This is a genomic window from Streptomyces collinus Tu 365 (assembly GCF_000444875.1).
Classification (GTDB): Bacteria; Actinomycetota; Actinomycetes; order Streptomycetales; family Streptomycetaceae; genus Streptomyces; species Streptomyces collinus_A.
This window is the reverse complement of the sequence record NC_021985.1, coordinates 2,482,591-2,498,339: the sequence shown is the minus strand read 5'-3', so window position 1 is coordinate 2,498,339 and position 15,749 is coordinate 2,482,591. Positions and strand designations below refer to the sequence as shown.

The following is a 15,749-nucleotide window of genomic DNA, read 5'->3' as shown; positions in this document are numbered from 1 at the left end:
ACTCAGCCGATCGGCTGGGTGAGCTGGACCAGGTTGCCGACCGTGTCGTCGAACACCGCGGCCAGCACCGGACCCTGCTCCTGCGGCGGATGCGTGAACCGGACGCCGAGCCCGCGCAGCCGGTCGTACTCCGCGCGAAGATCGTCCACCGAGAAGACGATGCACGGGAGCCCCGCCTCGTACAGCCCCTTGCGGTACGGCTCCGCGAGGGGACCCTCACCGGGCTCCAGCAGCAGCTGCAGGTCCGGCTGGGCACCCTCGGGCGCCCCGACCGTGACGAACAGCGTGCCGCCGCCCAGATCCATGTGCAGCCGGGTCTCGAACCCCAGCACCCCCGTGTAGAAGGCGTGCGCGGTGGCCACGTCGTCCACGAACACACTGGTCATCGCCACCTTGATCACGGCGCGTCCTCTCTCGCGGATGCCCGGTCTGCCGGACTCAGATGCCCAGTTGCCTGGACTCGTGCAGCCGGGTGATCGCGTCCTCCTCGCCGTCCAGCTCCACCTTGGCCGCGCTCTGCCGGCCGAAGACGAACATCAGCAGCTCAGACGCCTCCCCGGTCGCCGTCACCACCGGCGTGCCACGGTGCGCGACCGCCGTCTGGCCGTCCGGGCGGCGCAGCACCAGACCGGTCGGCACACCCCGCCCGACCAGCCGCGCGGTGCGCTCCAGACGTGACCACAGCGCGTCCTGGAACACGGCGTCCAGCTCGCGCGGGCTCCAGTCCGGCTGGGCGCGCCGTACGTCCTCGGTGTGCACGTAGAACTCGACGATGTTGGCCGCCTCGTCGATCTGCTTGAGCTGGAAGGGCGAGAAGCGCGGCGGGCCGGTACGGATCAGCTGGATCAGCTCCGGGTAAGGCTTGGCCGCGTACTCGGCCTGCACCTTCTCCAGACGCGAGGCGAGCGGCTTGATCAGCGCGCCTCCCGCCGCGTCCGGCCGGCGCTCGCGCACCACCACGTGCGCGGCCAGATCCCGGGTCCGCCAGCCCTCGCAGAGGGTCTCGGCGTCCGGTCCGACGGTTTCCAAGAGGTCGGCGAGCAGGAGCCGTTCACGCTTGGCGAAGGTCGACATGCCGTCAGCCTACGACCCCGTACCGCGTCCGCCCAGCGGGCACCGTCCGTCCGGTGTCCACGGCGGCCGGTGGACGTCCGCACGGCGGTCCGTCCCGTGGACACGGACCGTCACCGCCTCTGCCGCGCGGCACAATGGCACCCATGACCAGTTCGACCGGAACACCCCGGCCCAGCAGCCTCGACCCGGAGATCGCCGCACGCCTCAAGCGCAGCGACGACGGCCTCCTGCCCGCCATCGCCCAGCAGTACGACACCGGCGAGGTGCTGATGCTCGGCTGGATGGACGACGAGGCACTGCACCGCACGCTCACCACCGGCCGCTGCACCTACTGGTCGCGCAGCCGCCGGGAGTACTGGGTCAAGGGCGACACCTCGGGCCACTTCCAGTGGGTGAAGTCCGTCGCCCTGGACTGCGACGCCGACACCGTGCTGGTCCAGGTCGACCAGGTGGGCGCCGCCTGCCACACCGGCGCGCGCACCTGCTTCGACGAGGACGTGCTGGTCGAGGACGCCGGGTCCGGCGCCCCGGGCACGGATCAGTAGGGTCGGCCGCCATGGACCTCGAGACCTTCCGCAAGCTCGCCACCGACCGGCGCGTCATCCCGGTCACGCGCAAGCTCCTCGCCGACGGCGACACCCCGGTCGCGCTCTACCGCAAGCTCGCCGCCGAACGCCCCGGCACCTTCCTGCTGGAGTCCGCCGAGAACGGCCGCTCCTGGTCCCGCTACTCCTTCGTGGGCGTCCGCAGCGCCGCCACGCTCACCGCGCGGGACGGACAGGCCCACTGGCTCGGCACCCCGCCCGTCGGCGTCCCGGCCGAGGGCGACCCGCTGGCCGCCCTGCGGGCGACCATCCAGACCCTGCACACCCCGCACCAGGAGGGCATGCCGCCCTTCACCGGCGGCATGGTCGGCTACCTCGGCTACGACATCGTCCGCCGCCTGGAGAAGATCGGCCCCGGCGACCACGACGACCTGCGGCTGCCCGAGCTGACCATGCTCCTCACCAGCGACCTCGCCGTCATGGACCACTGGGAGGGCTCGGTCCTGCTGATCGCCAACGCGATCAACCACAACGACCTCGACACCGGCGTCGACGAGGCCCACGCGGACGCGGTGGCCCGCCTGGACGCCATGGAGGCGGACCTCGCGCGCCCGGTCGCCCAGCCGCCCGCCGTCCTGCCGCCCTCCGAACTGCCCGCGTACACCGCCCGCTGGGGCGGCCCCGACTTCCAGCGGGCCGTCGAGGACGTCAAGGAGCGCATCCGCGCGGGCGAGGCCTTCCAGGTCGTCCCCTCGCAGCGCTTCGAGACGCCGTGCACGGCGAGCGCGCTGGACGTGTACCGGGTGCTGCGGGCCACCAACCCGTCCCCGTACATGTACCTGTTCCGCTTCCCCCTCGAGGACGGGGGCGCCTTCGACGTCGTCGGCTCGTCCCCCGAGGCGCTGGTCAAGGTCGAGGACGGGCGCGCGATGGTCCACCCCATCGCCGGCACCCGGCACCGCGGCGCCACCCCGCAGGAGGACCAGGCGCTCGCCGAGGAACTGCTCGCCGACCCCAAGGAGCGCGCCGAGCACCTGATGCTCGTCGACCTCGGCCGCAACGACCTCGGCCGCGTCTGCGAGCCCGGCTCGGTCGAGGTCGTGGACTTCATGTCCGTCGAGCGCTATTCGCACGTCATGCACATCGTGTCGACCGTCACCGGCAAAGTCGCCGAGGGACGCACGGCGTTCGACGTGCTGACCGCGTGCTTCCCGGCGGGCACCCTGTCCGGCGCCCCCAAGCCGCGCGCCATGCAGATCATCGACGAGCTCGAGCCCTCCCGGCGCGGCCTGTACGGCGGCTGCGTCGGCTACCTCGACTTCGCCGGCGACTCCGACACCGCCATCGCGATCCGCACCGCCCTGCTCCGGGACGGCACCGCCTACGTCCAGGCGGGCGCGGGCATCGTCGCCGACTCCGACCCGGTCGCCGAGGACCAGGAGTGCCGCAACAAGGCCGCCGCCGTGCTGCGCGCGGTGCACACCGCCAACCGGCTCGGCCGGGCCTGAGCGGGCCCGTGACGAACCCCGGGTGACGGTTCGCCCGGGGTTCAGGCGATAGTGGAGTACGTGACAGCCGTACCTCACCCCCGTTCCGAAGCCGCCGCACCCGCCCGGTCCGGCCGGCGGAGCCTCGCCGTGGCCCTGCTGTGCGGTGCGCTCGGCGCGGCCGTGACGCTGCTCGCGACCCGGCAGCGCTGGTCGGAGGGCACCGCCACGGTGGCCGGCGGCGCGTTCCCGCTGACCGCGAAGGGCAGCGACGTCACCGGCGTCCCCGCGGCCCTCGCCATAGTGGGCCTCGCCGCCCTCGTCGCCGTCTTCGCCGTCCGCGGGGCCGGCCGCGTCGCCGTCGCCGCCCTGCTCACCCTCTCCGGCGCCGGCATCGCCGCCGCCTCCCTGGCCGGCGCCTCCGACGGCTCCTCGCTCGACGAGAAGGCCGCGCAGGCCACGGGCGACACCTCGGCCACGGTCGCCGCCCTCGGCCACACCGGCTGGCCGTACGTCGCGGTCGCCGGCGGCGTCCTGATCCTGCTCGCCGGGCTCCTCGCCCTGCGCTTCGGAAGGACCTGGCCCGCCATGTCCGGCCGCTACGAGCGCGGCACCGACCGGCCCCGGCGCAAGGCCCGCCCGGTCGACCCGGAGCGCCCCGAGGAGATCTGGAAGGCCCTCGACCGCGGCGAGGACCCGACCGGCGCCTGAGGCGCGCCCCGCAGCCGCCGCGCGGGTGTGGCGAACCAGACGTCACCCCCGCGTCCGGCGGACACCCGCGTACGGGACAATGGTCGGCGAGCGTCCGGCTCGGACAGGGACGGGCGGACCCCGGACACGTACACGTGCGACGCGAATTCGACACGTACACAGCAATGAGGAGCAAGTCATGGCGGGCAGCAGCCACGGTCACACCCCGGCCGCCTGGACCGGTGTCATCATCGCCTTCATCGGTTTCTGCGTCGCGGGCGCCTTCATGGTGATGGCCCAGCCGCTCGGCTTCTGGGCCGGCATGGTGATCATCGCCCTGGGCGGTGTCGTCGGCGCCGTCATGCGTGCCATGGGCCTCGGCCAGCCGAAGCAGACGCACACCCTCGCGCACACGGCCCCGGCCCCGGCCCCGGCCCGCGAGCCGGCCGGCGCCGAGGGCTGAGCACCGGGCTTCCCGCGCCTTCCCGCGAGGGGCGGCCCCGACCGGCGACGGTGCGGGCCGCCCCTCGCGCGCGTGCGGCGGGCGCGCGGGGCACAATGCCAGCGTGAACGCCGACAGCCGCACCGCACCGCGCGCCGCCCCGCCCCCGGCGCTGTGGAACCGGCTCGCCGTCCCGGCCGGCCTCCTGGCGGCCGTCGCCGGCGCCTTCGCGTACGTCGGCACCGTCGACCCGAACGAACCCGGCCACTACCCGGTGTGCCCCCTGTACCGGCTCACCGGCCTGTACTGCCCCGGCTGCGGCGGACTGCGCAGCGCGCACGCCTTCGTCCACGGCGACCTCGTCACCGCCCTGCACGACAACGCGGCGGGCGTCGCCGCCTACCTCGGCTTCGCCGTGCTGTGGACCGTCTGGGTGGTCCGCGCGGCGCGCGGCCGGGTGGTGCGGTTCGAGCCCGGGCGGGCGCAGATGTGGGCGGTCGGCGCGTTGCTGCTGGTCTTCACGGTGGTGCGCAACCTGCCGTCCGGCGGCTGGCTGCACCCGTGACCGCCTGCGGGGACGTCCAGGTTGTGGGACCGCCATAGCTCGGATGCAGGGCCTTCGTGGACCTCCGGATACCATCGCATTGACCACGGGTTTTCGAGAGCCCGAAGGAACGACCGTCTGGAAGGGGGCCGCTCGCGTGAGTGTGCTCGACGAGATCATCGACGGAGTCCGTGCCGACCTCGCGGAGCGGCAGGCACGCGTCACCCTCGACGAGCTCAAGGAGCGTGCCGCCAAGGCCCGCCCCGCCAAGGACGGAGTGGCCGCGCTCAAGGGCGACGGCGTCAAGGTCATCTGCGAGGTCAAGCGCTCCAGCCCGTCCAAGGGCGCGCTGGCCGCGATCGCCGACCCGGCCGGGCTCGCCGCCGACTACGAGGCGGGCGGCGCCGCCGTCATCTCGGTGCTGACCGAACAGCGCCGCTTCGGCGGCTCGCTGGCCGACCTGGAGGCCGTCCGCGCCCGCGTGGACATCCCGGTGCTGCGCAAGGACTTCATCGTCACGTCGTACCAGCTCTGGGAGGCCCGGGCGTACGGCGCCGACCTCGCGCTGCTGATCGTCGCCGCCCTGGACCAGCCGGCCCTGGAGTCGCTGATCGAGCGCGCCGTCTCCATCGGCCTCACCCCGCTGGTCGAGGTGCACGACGAGGACGAGGTCGAGCGCGCGGTGGACGCCGGCGCCCGGATCATCGGCGTCAACGCCCGCAACCTGCGGACGCTGGAGGTCGACCGCGGCACCTTCGAGCGCGTCGCCCCGGAGATCCCCGACCACATCGTCAAGGTCGCCGAGTCCGGCGTGCGCGGACCGCACGACCTCATCGCCTACGCCAACGCGGGCGCCGACGCGGTCCTGGTGGGCGAGTCCCTCGTCACCGGGCGCGACCCGAAGGCGGCCGTCTCCGACCTGGTCGCGGCGGGCGAGCACCCCGCGCTGCGGCACGGCCGCGGCTGAGCGGGGGACGACCGCGATGACCCCGACCGCATCCCGGACGGCCACGGACCGGTACGCGCGCCTGGCGCGCGGCTGCCGGCCCCGTGGCTGCCGCGCGCCCGCCCGCAGGGTGCACGGCCGCCGGGTGCGGTACGTCATCGGCGACGAGCCCGGGCAGGTCAACGGCATGCGATGGCAGCGGCGCCCCCACGGGGGCGCGGGGTTGCGCCCGGACACGCGGCCGCGCCGCGTGGCCGTGAGCCGCCACTGACGGCCCGCGGCCGGACGGCCACCGGACGACCACCCCGCCCCCACGGCGAACCGTGTCCTTCCCACACACACTCACCGTGAGGTTTCCGCATGCCCAGCGAGTTCTTCATCCCTGACCCCAGCGGCCAGGTGCCCAGCGCCGAGGGCTACTTCGGCGCGTTCGGCGGCAAGTTCATCCCGGAGGCCCTCGTCGCCGCCGTGGACGAGGTCGCCGTCGAGTACGAGAAGGCCAAGGCCGACCCCGAGTTCGCCCGCGAGCTCGACGACCTGCTCGTCCACTACACCGGCCGCCCCAGCTCCCTCACCGAGGTCCCGAGGTTCGCCGAACACGCCGGCGGCGCCCGGGTGTTCCTCAAGCGCGAGGACCTGAACCACACCGGCTCCCACAAGATCAACAACGTGCTCGGCCAGGCCCTGCTCACCCGGCGGATGGGCAAGACCCGCGTCATCGCCGAGACCGGAGCGGGCCAGCACGGCGTCGCGACGGCCACCGCCTGCGCCCTGTTCGGCCTCGACTGCACCATCTACATGGGCGAGATCGACACCCGGCGCCAGGCCCTGAACGTGGCCCGCATGCGCATGCTGGGCGCCGAGGTCGTCGCCGTGAAGTCCGGCAGCCGCACCCTCAAGGACGCCATCAACGAGGCGTTCCGGGACTGGGTCGCCAACGTCGACCGCACCCACTACCTGTTCGGCACGGTCGCCGGGCCGCACCCGTTCCCGGCCATGGTCCGCGACTTCCACCGGGTCATCGGGGTCGAGGCCCGGCGCCAGATCCTGGAGCGGACCGGCCGCCTGCCCGACGCCGCCGTGGCCTGCGTGGGCGGCGGCTCCAACGCCATCGGCCTCTTCCACGCCTTCATCCCCGACGAGGGCGTCCGCCTGATCGGCTGCGAGCCGGCCGGGCACGGCGTGGAGACCGGCGAGCACGCGGCCACCCTGACCGCGGGCGAGCCCGGCATCCTGCACGGCTCCCGCTCCTACGTCCTGCAGGACGAGGAGGGCCAGATCACCGAGCCGTACTCCATCTCGGCCGGCCTGGACTACCCGGGCGTCGGCCCGGAGCACTCCTACCTGCGCGACAGCGGCCGCGGCGAGTACCGCGCGGTCACCGACGACGCTGCCATGCAGGCGCTGCGCCTGCTGTCCCGCACCGAGGGCATCATCCCGGCCATCGAGAGCGCCCACGCCCTCGCCGGCGCCCTGGAGGTCGGCAGGGAACTGGGCGGGGACGGACTGATCGTCGTCAACCTGTCCGGCCGCGGCGACAAGGACATGGACACCGCGGCCCGCTACTTCGGCCTCTACGACACCGACGCCGAGGTGGCCGCCGACGAAGCCGACATCGCCGAGATCGAGGGGGACGCCAAGTGAGCGGGAACGTGCAGCTGCTGACCGACACCCTCGCCGCCGCCAAGGCGGAGGGGCGGGCGGCGCTCATCGCCTACCTTCCGGCCGGGTTCCCGACCGTGGACGGCGGCATCGAGGCGATCAAGGCCGTCTTCGACGGCGGCGCCGACGTCGTCGAGGTCGGACTGCCGCACAGCGACCCGGTCCTGGACGGCCCCGTCATCCAGACCGCCGACGACATCGCCCTGCGCGGCGGCGTCAGGATCGCGGACGTCATGCGCACGGTCCGCGAGGCCCACGGGGCGACCGGCAAGCCGGTGCTCGTGATGACGTACTGGAACCCCATCGACCGCTACGGCGTCGAGCGCTTCACCGCCGAGCTGGCCGAGGCGGGCGGCGCGGGCTGCATCCTGCCCGACCTGCCGGTCCAGGAGTCGGCCCTGTGGCGCGAGCACGCCGAGAAGCACGGTCTCGCCACCGTCTTCGTGGTCGCCCCCAGCAGCAAGGACGAGCGGCTGGCCGAGATCACCGCCGCGGGCAGCGGCTTCGTCTACGCGGCCTCGCTGATGGGCGTCACCGGCACCCGCGAGTCGGTCGGCGCGCAGGCCCACGACCTGGTCGGGCGCACCCGGGCCACCGGCACCGGGCTGCCCGTCTGCGTCGGCCTGGGCGTCTCCAACGCCGTCCAGGCCGCCGAGGTCGCCGGCTTCGCCGACGGCGTCATCGTCGGCTCGGCGTTCGTCAAGCGGATGCTGGACGCCCCGGACCACGCCTTGGGCCTCGAGGGCGTCCGCGAGCTCGCGGGCGACCTGGCGAAGGGTGTGCGCGGGCGGGCGTAAGCGCCCGGGGACGGTCTGCGGCGCCCTCGGGGGCCCGTAGGCGTTCACAACGGAAGATTCGGTCACTCGAACGAGTGGACCTCGGTCCGGGGAGGCGCGCTGCGCCTCCCCGGTTCGTTCCTGGGATGTGAGCGAGAAGAACCGTGACGGAAAGCGCACCGCCCGCGAGCGGCTGGCGGTCGAGCGTGAGAAGCAGAAGACCGCGGAGAAACGACGGCGCACGCTGATCGTCGGCGCGAGCGTCGTCTGCGTCCTCGGGCTCGCGGCGGTGATCGGCGTGGTCGCAGCGAACGCGGGCAAGAACAAGAGCGGCAGCGCGGGCCCGGTCGTGGCGCCCTCCGGTGCCCAGGGCAAGGACAGCCTCGCGGTCCCGGTCGGCAAGGACGGCGCCAAGGCGACGCTCACGGTCTGGGAGGACTTCCGCTGCCCGGCGTGCCAGTCCTTCGAGACGGTGTACCGGCCCACGCTCCACGAACTGACCGACGCGGGCAAGCTCCGGATCGAGTACCACCTGGTCCGGCTGATCGACGGCAACCTCGGCGGCAGCGGCTCGCTGCGCGCGGCCAACGCGGCGGCCTGCGCCCAGGACGCCGGGAAGTTCCGCGACTACCACGACGTGCTGTACGCGAACCAGCCCAAGGAGACCGACGACGCCTTCGCGGACAACGCCAAGCTGATCGCGCTGGCCGGCAAGGTGACCGGCCTGGACACGCCCGCGTTCCGCGCCTGCGTGAAGAACGGCACCCACGACAACTGGGTGAACAAGTCCCACAAGGCATTCGGCGCCGGCGGCTTCGCCAGCACCCCCACGGTCCTGTTCAACGGCAAGAACATCTACGCGGACCAGACCCTGACCCCGGCGAAGCTCAAGGAGATGGTGGAAGCGGCCAACCGGTAAGGGGGTTTTCTCACGTCCCCGTTACGGACCCGTTGCCGGTCCGCCTGCCGTCCGGGCGGCCCGGCACGGTAGCGTCGACCTTGCCATGGAACTTGCCTACATTCCCAGCCCGTCGCACGGGGTGCTGTACCTCGGCCCCGTTCCCTTGCGCGGCTACGCCTTCTGCATCATCATCGGCGTCTTCGTCGCCGTCTGGCTCGGCAACAAGCGCTGGATCGCCCGGGGCGGGCGGGCCGGCACGGTCGCCGACATCGCCGTCTGGGCGGTGCCTTTCGGCCTGGTGGGCGGCCGGCTCTACCACGTGATCACGGACTACGAGCTGTACTTCAGCGAGGGCCGTGACTGGGTGGACGCCTTCAAGGTGTGGCAGGGCGGCCTCGGCATCTGGGGCGCGGTCGCGCTCGGCGCGGTCGGCGCGTGGATCGGCGCCCGGCGCCGGGGCGTCCCGCTGCCCGCCTACGCCGACGCCGTCGCTCCCGGCATCGCCTTCGCCCAGGCCATCGGCCGCTGGGGCAACTGGTTCAACCAGGAGCTGTACGGACGCGAGACGCATGTTCCGTGGGCGCTGCACATCACGTCCTCCGAGGGCGGCCGGGTGCCGGGCTACTACCACCCGACCTTCCTCTACGAGTCCCTGTGGTGCGTCGGCGTCGCCCTCCTGGTCATGTGGGCCGACCGCCGCTTCCGCCTGGGACACGGCCGGGCGTTCGCGCTGTACGTCGCCGCGTACTGCGTGGGCCGCGGCTGGATCGAGTACATGCGGGTGGACGACGCCCACCACATCCTGGGCCTGCGCCTCAACGACTGGACCGCGCTGATCGTCTTCCTGCTCGCGGTGACCTACTTCGTGGTCTCGGCGAAGAAGCGGCCGGGACGGGAAGCGGTGGTCGAGCCGGCAGCCGCCGCGGAGGCCTCCGGCGAGGCGGCCGAGGACACCGGGACGAATGCCGGGGACGGCGACCGGACCGGCGCCGAGGAGCGGACAGCCGCCGCGGAGACCGGCGGCGAGGCCGGTGACGGCGAGGCCGGCGATCAGGGCGCCGCGAAGGACCGGGACGGCGCCGGGAACGGCGCCGCGGCCGAGTCGGAGCCCACCGCCGCGGCGAAGGACGAGGCGGAGTCGGCCAAGAAGGGCTGAGCCCCGGCCGTACGACAGCGAAGGGCGCCCCGGGAACCCGGGGCGCCCTTCGGCGTGCCGGGGTCAGCGCCGGCGCGCCAGCGCCAGCGTCCGCCGGGCCGCCGCCACCACCGCAGCGTCCACGAAGCGGCCGTCGGGCAGCGCCTGGGCGCCCTCGGTGGTGGCCGCCGCCTTGACGACCGTCTCCGCCTGCTCGATCTCCGCCGCGGTGGGCAGATAGGCCCGTTCGATCACCGGGAGCTGGCGGGGGTGGATGGCCGCGCGGCCCAGGAAGCCGAGGGCACGGCCCCGGGCGCAGGACGCGGCGAGCGCGTCCAGGTCGCGGATGTCGGGGTGGACGGACTGCGGCGGCGGGGGCAGCCCCGCCGCACGCGCGGCGACGATCACCCGGGAGCGCGGCCAGTCGAGCCCGGCGTCGGCCCGGACACCCAGGTCGGCGCGGAGGTCCGCCTCGCCGAGCGAGATGCCGCGCAGGGACGGGTGGGCGCCCGCGATGGCGTAGGCGTGCTCGATGGCGAGCGCCGACTCCAGCAGCGCGTACAGCGGCAGCGGGGTGCTCACGGCGACCTCCCTGACCTGGTGCGGGGAGGCCACCTTGGGCAGCCGCAGCCCGGACACCCCCGGCAGGGCGGCCAGCGCCGCGAGGTCCGCGGCCGCCCAGGGGCCGTCCGGGGCGTTGACGCGGACGTGCACCGGCACCGGCTGCGACTCGCCCAGGCGCTCGGCCGTGGCGGCGCGCGCGTACTCCTTGCGGTCGGGGTCGACCGCGTCCTCCAGGTCGACCACCACCACGTCGGCGCCCGCGGCCAGCGCCTTGGCCACCACGTGCGGGCGGTCGCCGGGGACGTAGAGCCAGGTGAGCGGGAACGGCGTCACAGGGCGCCCTCCTCGCGCAGGGCGCGCAGCTCGGCCGGGGTGAGGCCCAGCTCCGTGAGCACGGCGTCCGTATCGGCGCCGTGCGGCCGGCCGGCCCAGCGGATCGCGCCGGGGGTCGAGGAGAGCCGGAAGAGGACGTTCTGCATGCGCAGCGGGCCCAGCTCGGGGTCGTCGACGGTGGTGATGGTGTCCAGGGCCCGGTACTGGGGGTCCGTCATCACGTCCCGCACGTCCTGGACCGGGGCGACGGCCGCCTCCGCCTTCTCGAAGGCGGCCAGCACCTCGTCGCGGGTGCGGCCGGCGATCCAGGAGCCCACCGCCTCGTCCAGGACGTCGGCGTGCGCCGCGCGGTCCACGCCCGTGGCGAACCAGGGCTCGTCGATCAGCTCCGGGCGGCCCACCAGCCGCATCACGCGCTCCGCCACCGACTGCGCCGAGGTGGAGACGGCGACCCAGTGCCCGTCGGCGGTGCGGTAGGTGTTGCGCGGGGCGTTGTTCGCGGACCGGTTGCCGGTGCGTTCCTGGACGTGGCCGAGCTGGTCGTACCAGGTGGCGTGGGGTCCGAGGACCGCCAGGATCGGTTCGATGATCGCCATGTCCACGACCTGCCCGGCGCCGGTGCGCTCGCGCGCGGCCAGGGCCGTCATGACGGCGTACGCGGTCGCCAGGCCCGCGACCGAGTCGGCGAGCCCGAACGGCGGGAGCGTCGGCGGCGCGTCCGGTTCGCCGGTCAGCGCGGCGAATCCGCTCATGGCCTCGGCGAGGGTGCCGAAGCCGGGCCGGTGGGCGTACGGGCCGAACTGGCCGAAGGCCGTGACCCGGGTGAGGACGAGCCGGGGGTTGGCGGCGGACAGTTCCGCCCAGCCCAGGTCCCACTTCTCCAGGGTGCCCGGGCGGAAGTTCTCGATCAGCACGTCGGCGGTGGCGGCGAGCCGCAGCAGGGTCGCGCGGCCGCCGGGCCTGGACAGGTCGAGGGTGACGGCGCGCTTGTTGCGGCCGAGCACCTTCCACCACAGGCCGATCCCGTCCCTGGCCGGGCCGTGTCCCCGGGACGGGTCGGGGCGGCGCGGGTGCTCCACCTTGATCACCTCGGCGCCGTAGTCGCCGAGCAGGGTGGCGGCCATGGGCCCGGCGAAGAGGGTGGCCAGGTCCAGGACCCGCAGGGCGGACAGGGGCCGGGGGGCGTGCTCGGGCGGGTGCGTGGCGGTCGTCGTCATGCCGTGTACTGCGCCTCGATCTCCTGGCGGTACGGCATCGACGCCGTGGCGCCCACCCGCTGCACGGACAGGGCGGCCGCGGCGGCGGCCCAGGACAGGGCCTCGCGCACCGGCTTCTCCTCGGCGAGGGCCACCGCGAGCGCGCCGACGAAGGTGTCGCCGGCCCCCGTGGAGTCCACCGCCCGCACCCGCGGGGCGGGCACCACCAGCGGCTCGGTGCCCCGGGCCAGGTACAGGCTGCCGGTGGCGCCGAGGGTGACCACGACCTCCGGGACCAGGTCGAGCAGGGCGGCGGCCGCCTCCCGCGGGTCGGTGCGGCCGGTGAGGGTGACCGCCTCGAACTCGTTGGGGACCAGCAGGTCGGTGGCGGCGAGGAGTTCGGGCGCGATCGGCTGGGCGGGGGCGGGGGTGAGGACCGTGCGGACCCCGTGCCGACGGGCCGCCGCGGCGCCCGCGAGGACCGCGGCCTGCGGGATCTCCAGCTGGAGCAGCAGCGCGTCGGCGGTGGCGATCACGCTCTCGTCGCCGGGCGAGAGGTGGTCCACGGTGCCGTTCGCGCCCGGGACGACGACGATGGAGTTGCCGCCCTCGTCGTCCACCACGATGTGGGCGGTGCCGGAAGCGCCCTCGACCGTGCGCAGGAAGTCGGTGTCCACCCCGGAGTGTTCGAGGGTGTCGCGCAGCCGCACACCGTAGCCGTCGTTGCCGACCGCGCCGATCATCGACACCGTGGCGCCGGCCCGGGCCGCGGCGATCGCCTGGTTCGCGCCCTTGCCGCCGGGGATGGTGTGGAACTCCCGTCCCGTCACCGTCTCGCCGCGCTGCGGCGCCTTGTCGACGTAGGCGACGAGGTCCATGTTCATGCTGCCGAGGACCGCGATGTGGGTCATGAGCGGGTCGCCTCCAGGTGCGTGAGATGGGCGAGGGTGTCGAAGCCGGTGCCGTCGAAGCCGGCGACCGAGGTGGCGAGCCGGTTCTTCAGCGGGGTCCGCCAGCGGTCCGGGAGCGCGCCCGGGTCCCCGGCCAGGAGCCCCGCGACGCTGCCGGCGGTGGCCCCGTCGGAGTCGGTGTCCCAGCCGCCGGAGACGGCACGGCAGACGGAGCCGGTGAAGTCGCCGTCCGCGTGCGCGAGGGCGGCGGCGATCAGGGCGGTGTTGGGCACGGCGTGGACCCAGTGGTGGGTGGCGGCGTGCCGGGCGTGCAGGGCGTCGACGACGTCGTCGAAGTCGCGGTGCGCCGCGGCCAGGTCGAGCGCGTCGTCGACCGCCCGGGCCAGCCGGGAGCGGGCCGGGACCACCGCGCGGCCGGTGCGCAGACAGGCGTGCACGTCGGGGGCCCCGCCGGCCGCGGCGGCCAGCGTGGCGGCCGTGAACATCGCCGCGTACACGCCGTTGGCGGTGTGCGTGAGGACGGCGTCCCGGTGGGCCTGCTCGGCGGCGGCAGCGGGGTCGCCGGGGTTGGTCCAGCCGTGGACGTCGGCGCGGATCAGCGCGCCGATCCACTCGCGGAACGGGTTGCGGTGGCGGGCGGTGAGCGGGGGCTCGATGCCGCCGAGGAGGTTGCGGAAGGCGACGCGCTCGGCCGTGAAGGCGCGGCCCGGCGGCAGTTCGTCCAGCCAGAGCCCGGCCACGTCGGCGGTGGTGAAGGCCCGGCCGTGGCGCTGGAGCAGGAGCAGGTTCAGCAGCGGGTAGTTGAGGTCGTCGTCCTCGGGCATGCCGTCGATGTTCTCCGCGAGCGAGGTACCGGCGGAGCGGCGGTTCCACGGATGGGCGGCGAGCAGTTCCGCCGGGACGCCCCGCGCGGTGAACCAGGTGCTCAGCGGCCAGTTGCCGGTGGCCCGCGCGAGGGCGCGGATGCCCTCCAGGGGCAGCTTCTCCACGGGTTTGCCGAGCAGGCAGCCCACGGCCCGGCCCAGCCACGACGCCTCCAGGGCGAGCGGGGCGGGGGCCGGCCGGACCGGGGGCCGCGCGGGCCACTCGGGGCACCGGGCCCTGATCCGCTCCAGGTCGGTCGGCTCGTCCTCCGCCAGCGCGCTGGGCAGGTCGGCCAGTTCGTCCAGGAGGTCCTCGGCGAGCAGCCGCAGGTAGCGCGAGGCCCGCTGCGGCGAGGCCCCGGCCCGCTCCGGCGCGTCGAGCCCGCCGGCCGCGCGCCACCGCGCCTCGATCCTGGACGGCTCCCGGCCGTCCAGGCGAGCCTGGCGCAGCTCGTGGCCCACCAGGTCCTCCGGCTGCACCCAGGTCAGTCGGAGCATGCCGCGCCTCCCAGTTCCGTGAAGGCCCGCTCGTGCGCCCGGCGGCGGTCCACGTCCCGGGCGAAGATCTCCCGGGCGACCCCGGTCAGGGTGCGGGCGGGCTCCCACAGGTCGAGGCGGCTGGCCTCGGCCACCGTCTTGGACCACTCCTCGGGGACCGGCGCGCCGAGGGCGCCGGCGAGGGCGCCCGCCATCGTGGCGGTCGAGTCGCAGTCGCGGCCGTAGTTGACCGAGCCCAGGACCGCCTGCCGGAAGTCGCCGCCGGAGACCAGCAGCATTCCCAGGGCGACGGGGAGTTCCTCGATGGAGTGCAGCCGGGAGGGGCGGCGGGCGCCGAGCGAGGGGGCGCGGTAGTCGGGGCCGACCGTGTCGTAGGGGGCCACCGCCTCTCGCAGCGGGACCAGGGCCGACTCGAAGTCGCCGTGCGCGCGGGCCGCCTCGCAGACCTTCTCGATCGCCGCGCGGGTGCCGTCCTTCGCCAGGGACAGACAGGCGGACACCACCGAGTCCGGGGTCGCGCCCGGCGTGGCGGCGGCGGCGACCGCGGCGGCGAACACCCCGGCGGCCTCCCTGCCGTACGACGACTGGTGCGCGCCCGCGACGTCCAGCGCCTCGGCGTACGCCCGGGCCGGGTCGGCCGCGTTGACCAGGCCGACGGGGGCCATGTACATCGCGGCCCCGCAGTTGACGATGTTGCCGACGCCCGCCTCCCGCGGGTCCGCGTGGCCGTACGCCAGCCGCGCCACCAGCCACTTCTCGGCGAGGAACAGGCGCTGGAGCGGCAGCGCCTCCGCCTCCAGTTCGGGGATCCAGCGCGGGTTCGTCATCAGGTCGGGGACCAGGTGGTCGGCGATCGCGTACGCGTCCAGGTGGTCCCGGACGCGGGCGTAGACCCGGACCAGCGCGTGCGTCATCAGGGTGTCGTCGGTGACGTGGCCGTCGCCCTTGTGGTACGGGGCGATCGGGCGGGCGGTGGGCCAGTCGTCGCCGTGCCACGGGCCCACGACGCCGTGCACGCGGCCGCCGTGGCGGTCGGTGATCTGGTCGGGGGAGTAGCCCTCGACGGGGCCGCCCAGCGCGTCCCCGACGGCGGCCCCGACCAGCGCCGCGGTGATCCGCTCGTCCAGACCGCTCTGCCGCGGCGGGCACGGACCGCTGCTTTCTTCTCCTTTGGGCGTCATG

At 74.5% G+C, this 15,749-nt stretch carries 18 protein-coding genes; 11 read left to right on the top strand and 7 right to left on the bottom strand.

Features of this window, described 5'->3' with window-relative positions:
- Window positions 1-2 precede the first annotated feature (2 nt).
- Window positions 3-401, bottom strand: a complete 399-nt coding sequence (locus B446_RS10680) for a VOC family protein (protein WP_020939441.1) — start codon at window positions 399-401, stop codon at window positions 3-5.
- Between the two features lie 37 nt (window positions 402-438).
- Window positions 439-1,074, bottom strand: a complete 636-nt coding sequence (locus B446_RS10675; RefSeq protein ID WP_020939440.1) for a TIGR03085 family metal-binding protein — start codon at window positions 1,072-1,074, stop codon at window positions 439-441.
- A gap of 143 nt (window positions 1,075-1,217) precedes the next feature.
- Between B446_RS10675 and hisI the strand changes: the two genes are divergently transcribed.
- From hisI to lgt, 11 genes are all read left to right on the top strand, one after another.
- On the top strand, window positions 1,218-1,619 hold the full coding sequence (hisI, locus tag B446_RS10670; RefSeq protein ID WP_020939439.1) for a phosphoribosyl-AMP cyclohydrolase: 402 nt from the start codon (window positions 1,218-1,220) through the stop codon (window positions 1,617-1,619).
- An 11-nt stretch (window positions 1,620-1,630) separates the two neighbouring features.
- Window positions 1,631-3,127: an anthranilate synthase component I gene (locus B446_RS10665; protein WP_020939438.1), complete on the top strand. Its 1,497-nt coding sequence runs from the start codon at window positions 1,631-1,633 to the stop codon at window positions 3,125-3,127.
- A 51-nt stretch (window positions 3,128-3,178) separates the two neighbouring features.
- Window positions 3,179-3,817: a TIGR02234 family membrane protein gene (locus tag B446_RS10660; RefSeq protein ID WP_043475269.1), complete on the top strand. Its 639-nt coding sequence runs from the start codon at window positions 3,179-3,181 to the stop codon at window positions 3,815-3,817.
- A gap of 178 nt (window positions 3,818-3,995) precedes the next feature.
- A complete protein-coding gene (locus B446_RS10655) occupies window positions 3,996-4,259 on the top strand; it encodes an HGxxPAAW family protein (RefSeq protein ID WP_020939436.1) in 264 nt (87 codons plus the stop codon).
- 103 nt (window positions 4,260-4,362) lie between these two features.
- Window positions 4,363-4,803, top strand: coding sequence for a DUF2752 domain-containing protein (locus tag B446_RS10650; RefSeq protein ID WP_020939435.1), 441 nt, complete (start codon window positions 4,363-4,365; stop codon window positions 4,801-4,803).
- 136 nt (window positions 4,804-4,939) lie between these two features.
- Window positions 4,940-5,749 carry an indole-3-glycerol phosphate synthase TrpC gene (gene trpC, locus B446_RS10645; protein WP_020939434.1) on the top strand — a complete coding sequence of 270 codons (810 nt, stop codon included), beginning with the start codon at window positions 4,940-4,942 and terminating at the stop codon, window positions 5,747-5,749.
- Window positions 5,750-5,765: 16 nt separating this feature from the next.
- Window positions 5,766-5,999, top strand: a complete 234-nt coding sequence (trpM, locus tag B446_RS10640) for a tryptophan biosynthesis modulator TrpM (RefSeq protein WP_020939433.1) — start codon at window positions 5,766-5,768, stop codon at window positions 5,997-5,999.
- A gap of 89 nt (window positions 6,000-6,088) precedes the next feature.
- Complete coding sequence (gene trpB / locus B446_RS10635) at window positions 6,089-7,372, top strand: tryptophan synthase subunit beta (protein WP_020939432.1); 1,284 nt, start codon at window positions 6,089-6,091, stop codon at window positions 7,370-7,372.
- Window positions 7,369-8,187, top strand: coding sequence for a tryptophan synthase subunit alpha (trpA, locus tag B446_RS10630; RefSeq protein WP_020939431.1), 819 nt, complete (start codon window positions 7,369-7,371; stop codon window positions 8,185-8,187). The genes trpB and trpA overlap by 4 nt, the downstream gene beginning before the upstream one ends.
- A 127-nt stretch (window positions 8,188-8,314) precedes the next feature.
- Complete coding sequence (locus B446_RS10625) at window positions 8,315-9,085, top strand: DsbA family protein (protein WP_020939430.1); 771 nt, start codon at window positions 8,315-8,317, stop codon at window positions 9,083-9,085.
- Window positions 9,086-9,170: 85 nt separating this feature from the next.
- A complete protein-coding gene (lgt, locus tag B446_RS10620; RefSeq protein WP_020939429.1) occupies window positions 9,171-10,223 on the top strand; it encodes a prolipoprotein diacylglyceryl transferase in 1,053 nt (350 codons plus the stop codon).
- Window positions 10,224-10,286: 63 nt separating this feature from the next.
- On the opposite strand, the gene B446_RS10615 is transcribed toward lgt, so the two are convergent.
- The 5 genes from B446_RS10615 to B446_RS10595 are packed head-to-tail and all read right to left on the bottom strand — an operon-like array spanning window position 10,287 to window position 15,748.
- Window positions 10,287-11,099 (bottom strand): HpcH/HpaI aldolase/citrate lyase family protein, encoded by an 813-nt coding sequence (locus B446_RS10615; protein ID WP_020939428.1) that lies wholly within the window; start codon window positions 11,097-11,099, stop codon window positions 10,287-10,289.
- Window positions 11,096-12,316 carry a CaiB/BaiF CoA transferase family protein gene (locus tag B446_RS10610; protein ID WP_020939427.1) on the bottom strand — a complete coding sequence of 407 codons (1,221 nt, stop codon included), beginning with the start codon at window positions 12,314-12,316 and terminating at the stop codon, window positions 11,096-11,098. Before B446_RS10610 ends, B446_RS10615 begins: the two co-directional genes overlap by 4 nt.
- On the bottom strand, window positions 12,313-13,206 hold the full coding sequence (rbsK, locus tag B446_RS10605) for a ribokinase (RefSeq protein ID WP_020939426.1): 894 nt from the start codon (window positions 13,204-13,206) through the stop codon (window positions 12,313-12,315). The genes B446_RS10610 and rbsK overlap by 4 nt, the downstream gene beginning before the upstream one ends.
- On the bottom strand, window positions 13,203-14,567 hold the full coding sequence (locus B446_RS10600) for an ADP-ribosylglycohydrolase family protein (RefSeq protein WP_020939425.1): 1,365 nt from the start codon (window positions 14,565-14,567) through the stop codon (window positions 13,203-13,205). Before B446_RS10600 ends, rbsK begins: the two co-directional genes overlap by 4 nt.
- The gene (locus B446_RS10595; RefSeq protein WP_020939424.1) at window positions 14,555-15,748 is read right to left on the bottom strand and encodes an ADP-ribosylglycohydrolase family protein; all 1,194 of its coding nucleotides are present in this window, start codon (window positions 15,746-15,748) and stop codon (window positions 14,555-14,557) included. Before B446_RS10595 ends, B446_RS10600 begins: the two co-directional genes overlap by 13 nt.
- Between the last annotated feature and the right edge of the window lies 1 nt (window position 15,749).

Excerpts from the sequence above, each read along its gene's own strand:
- B446_RS10665 (WP_020939438.1), top strand. The coding sequence starts at position 1,631 with ATGGACCTCGAGACCTTCCGCAAGCTCGCCACCGACCGGCGCGTCATC.
- B446_RS10600 (WP_020939425.1), bottom strand. The coding sequence starts at position 14,567 with ATGCTCCGACTGACCTGGGTGCAGCCGGAGGACCTGGTGGGCCACGAG.
- B446_RS10655 (WP_020939436.1), top strand. The coding sequence starts at position 3,996 with ATGGCGGGCAGCAGCCACGGTCACACCCCGGCCGCCTGGACCGGTGTC.
- B446_RS10595 (WP_020939424.1), bottom strand. The coding sequence starts at position 15,748 with ATGACGCCCAAAGGAGAAGAAAGCAGCGGTCCGTGCCCGCCGCGGCAG.
- B446_RS10675 (WP_020939440.1), bottom strand. The coding sequence starts at position 1,074 with ATGTCGACCTTCGCCAAGCGTGAACGGCTCCTGCTCGCCGACCTCTTG.
- hisI (WP_020939439.1), top strand. The coding sequence starts at position 1,218 with ATGACCAGTTCGACCGGAACACCCCGGCCCAGCAGCCTCGACCCGGAG.
- rbsK (WP_020939426.1), bottom strand. The coding sequence starts at position 13,206 with ATGACCCACATCGCGGTCCTCGGCAGCATGAACATGGACCTCGTCGCC.
- B446_RS10610 (WP_020939427.1), bottom strand. The coding sequence starts at position 12,316 with ATGACGACGACCGCCACGCACCCGCCCGAGCACGCCCCCCGGCCCCTG.
- lgt (WP_020939429.1), top strand. The coding sequence starts at position 9,171 with ATGGAACTTGCCTACATTCCCAGCCCGTCGCACGGGGTGCTGTACCTC.
- trpB (WP_020939432.1), top strand. The coding sequence starts at position 6,089 with ATGCCCAGCGAGTTCTTCATCCCTGACCCCAGCGGCCAGGTGCCCAGC.
- trpM (WP_020939433.1), top strand. The coding sequence starts at position 5,766 with ATGACCCCGACCGCATCCCGGACGGCCACGGACCGGTACGCGCGCCTG.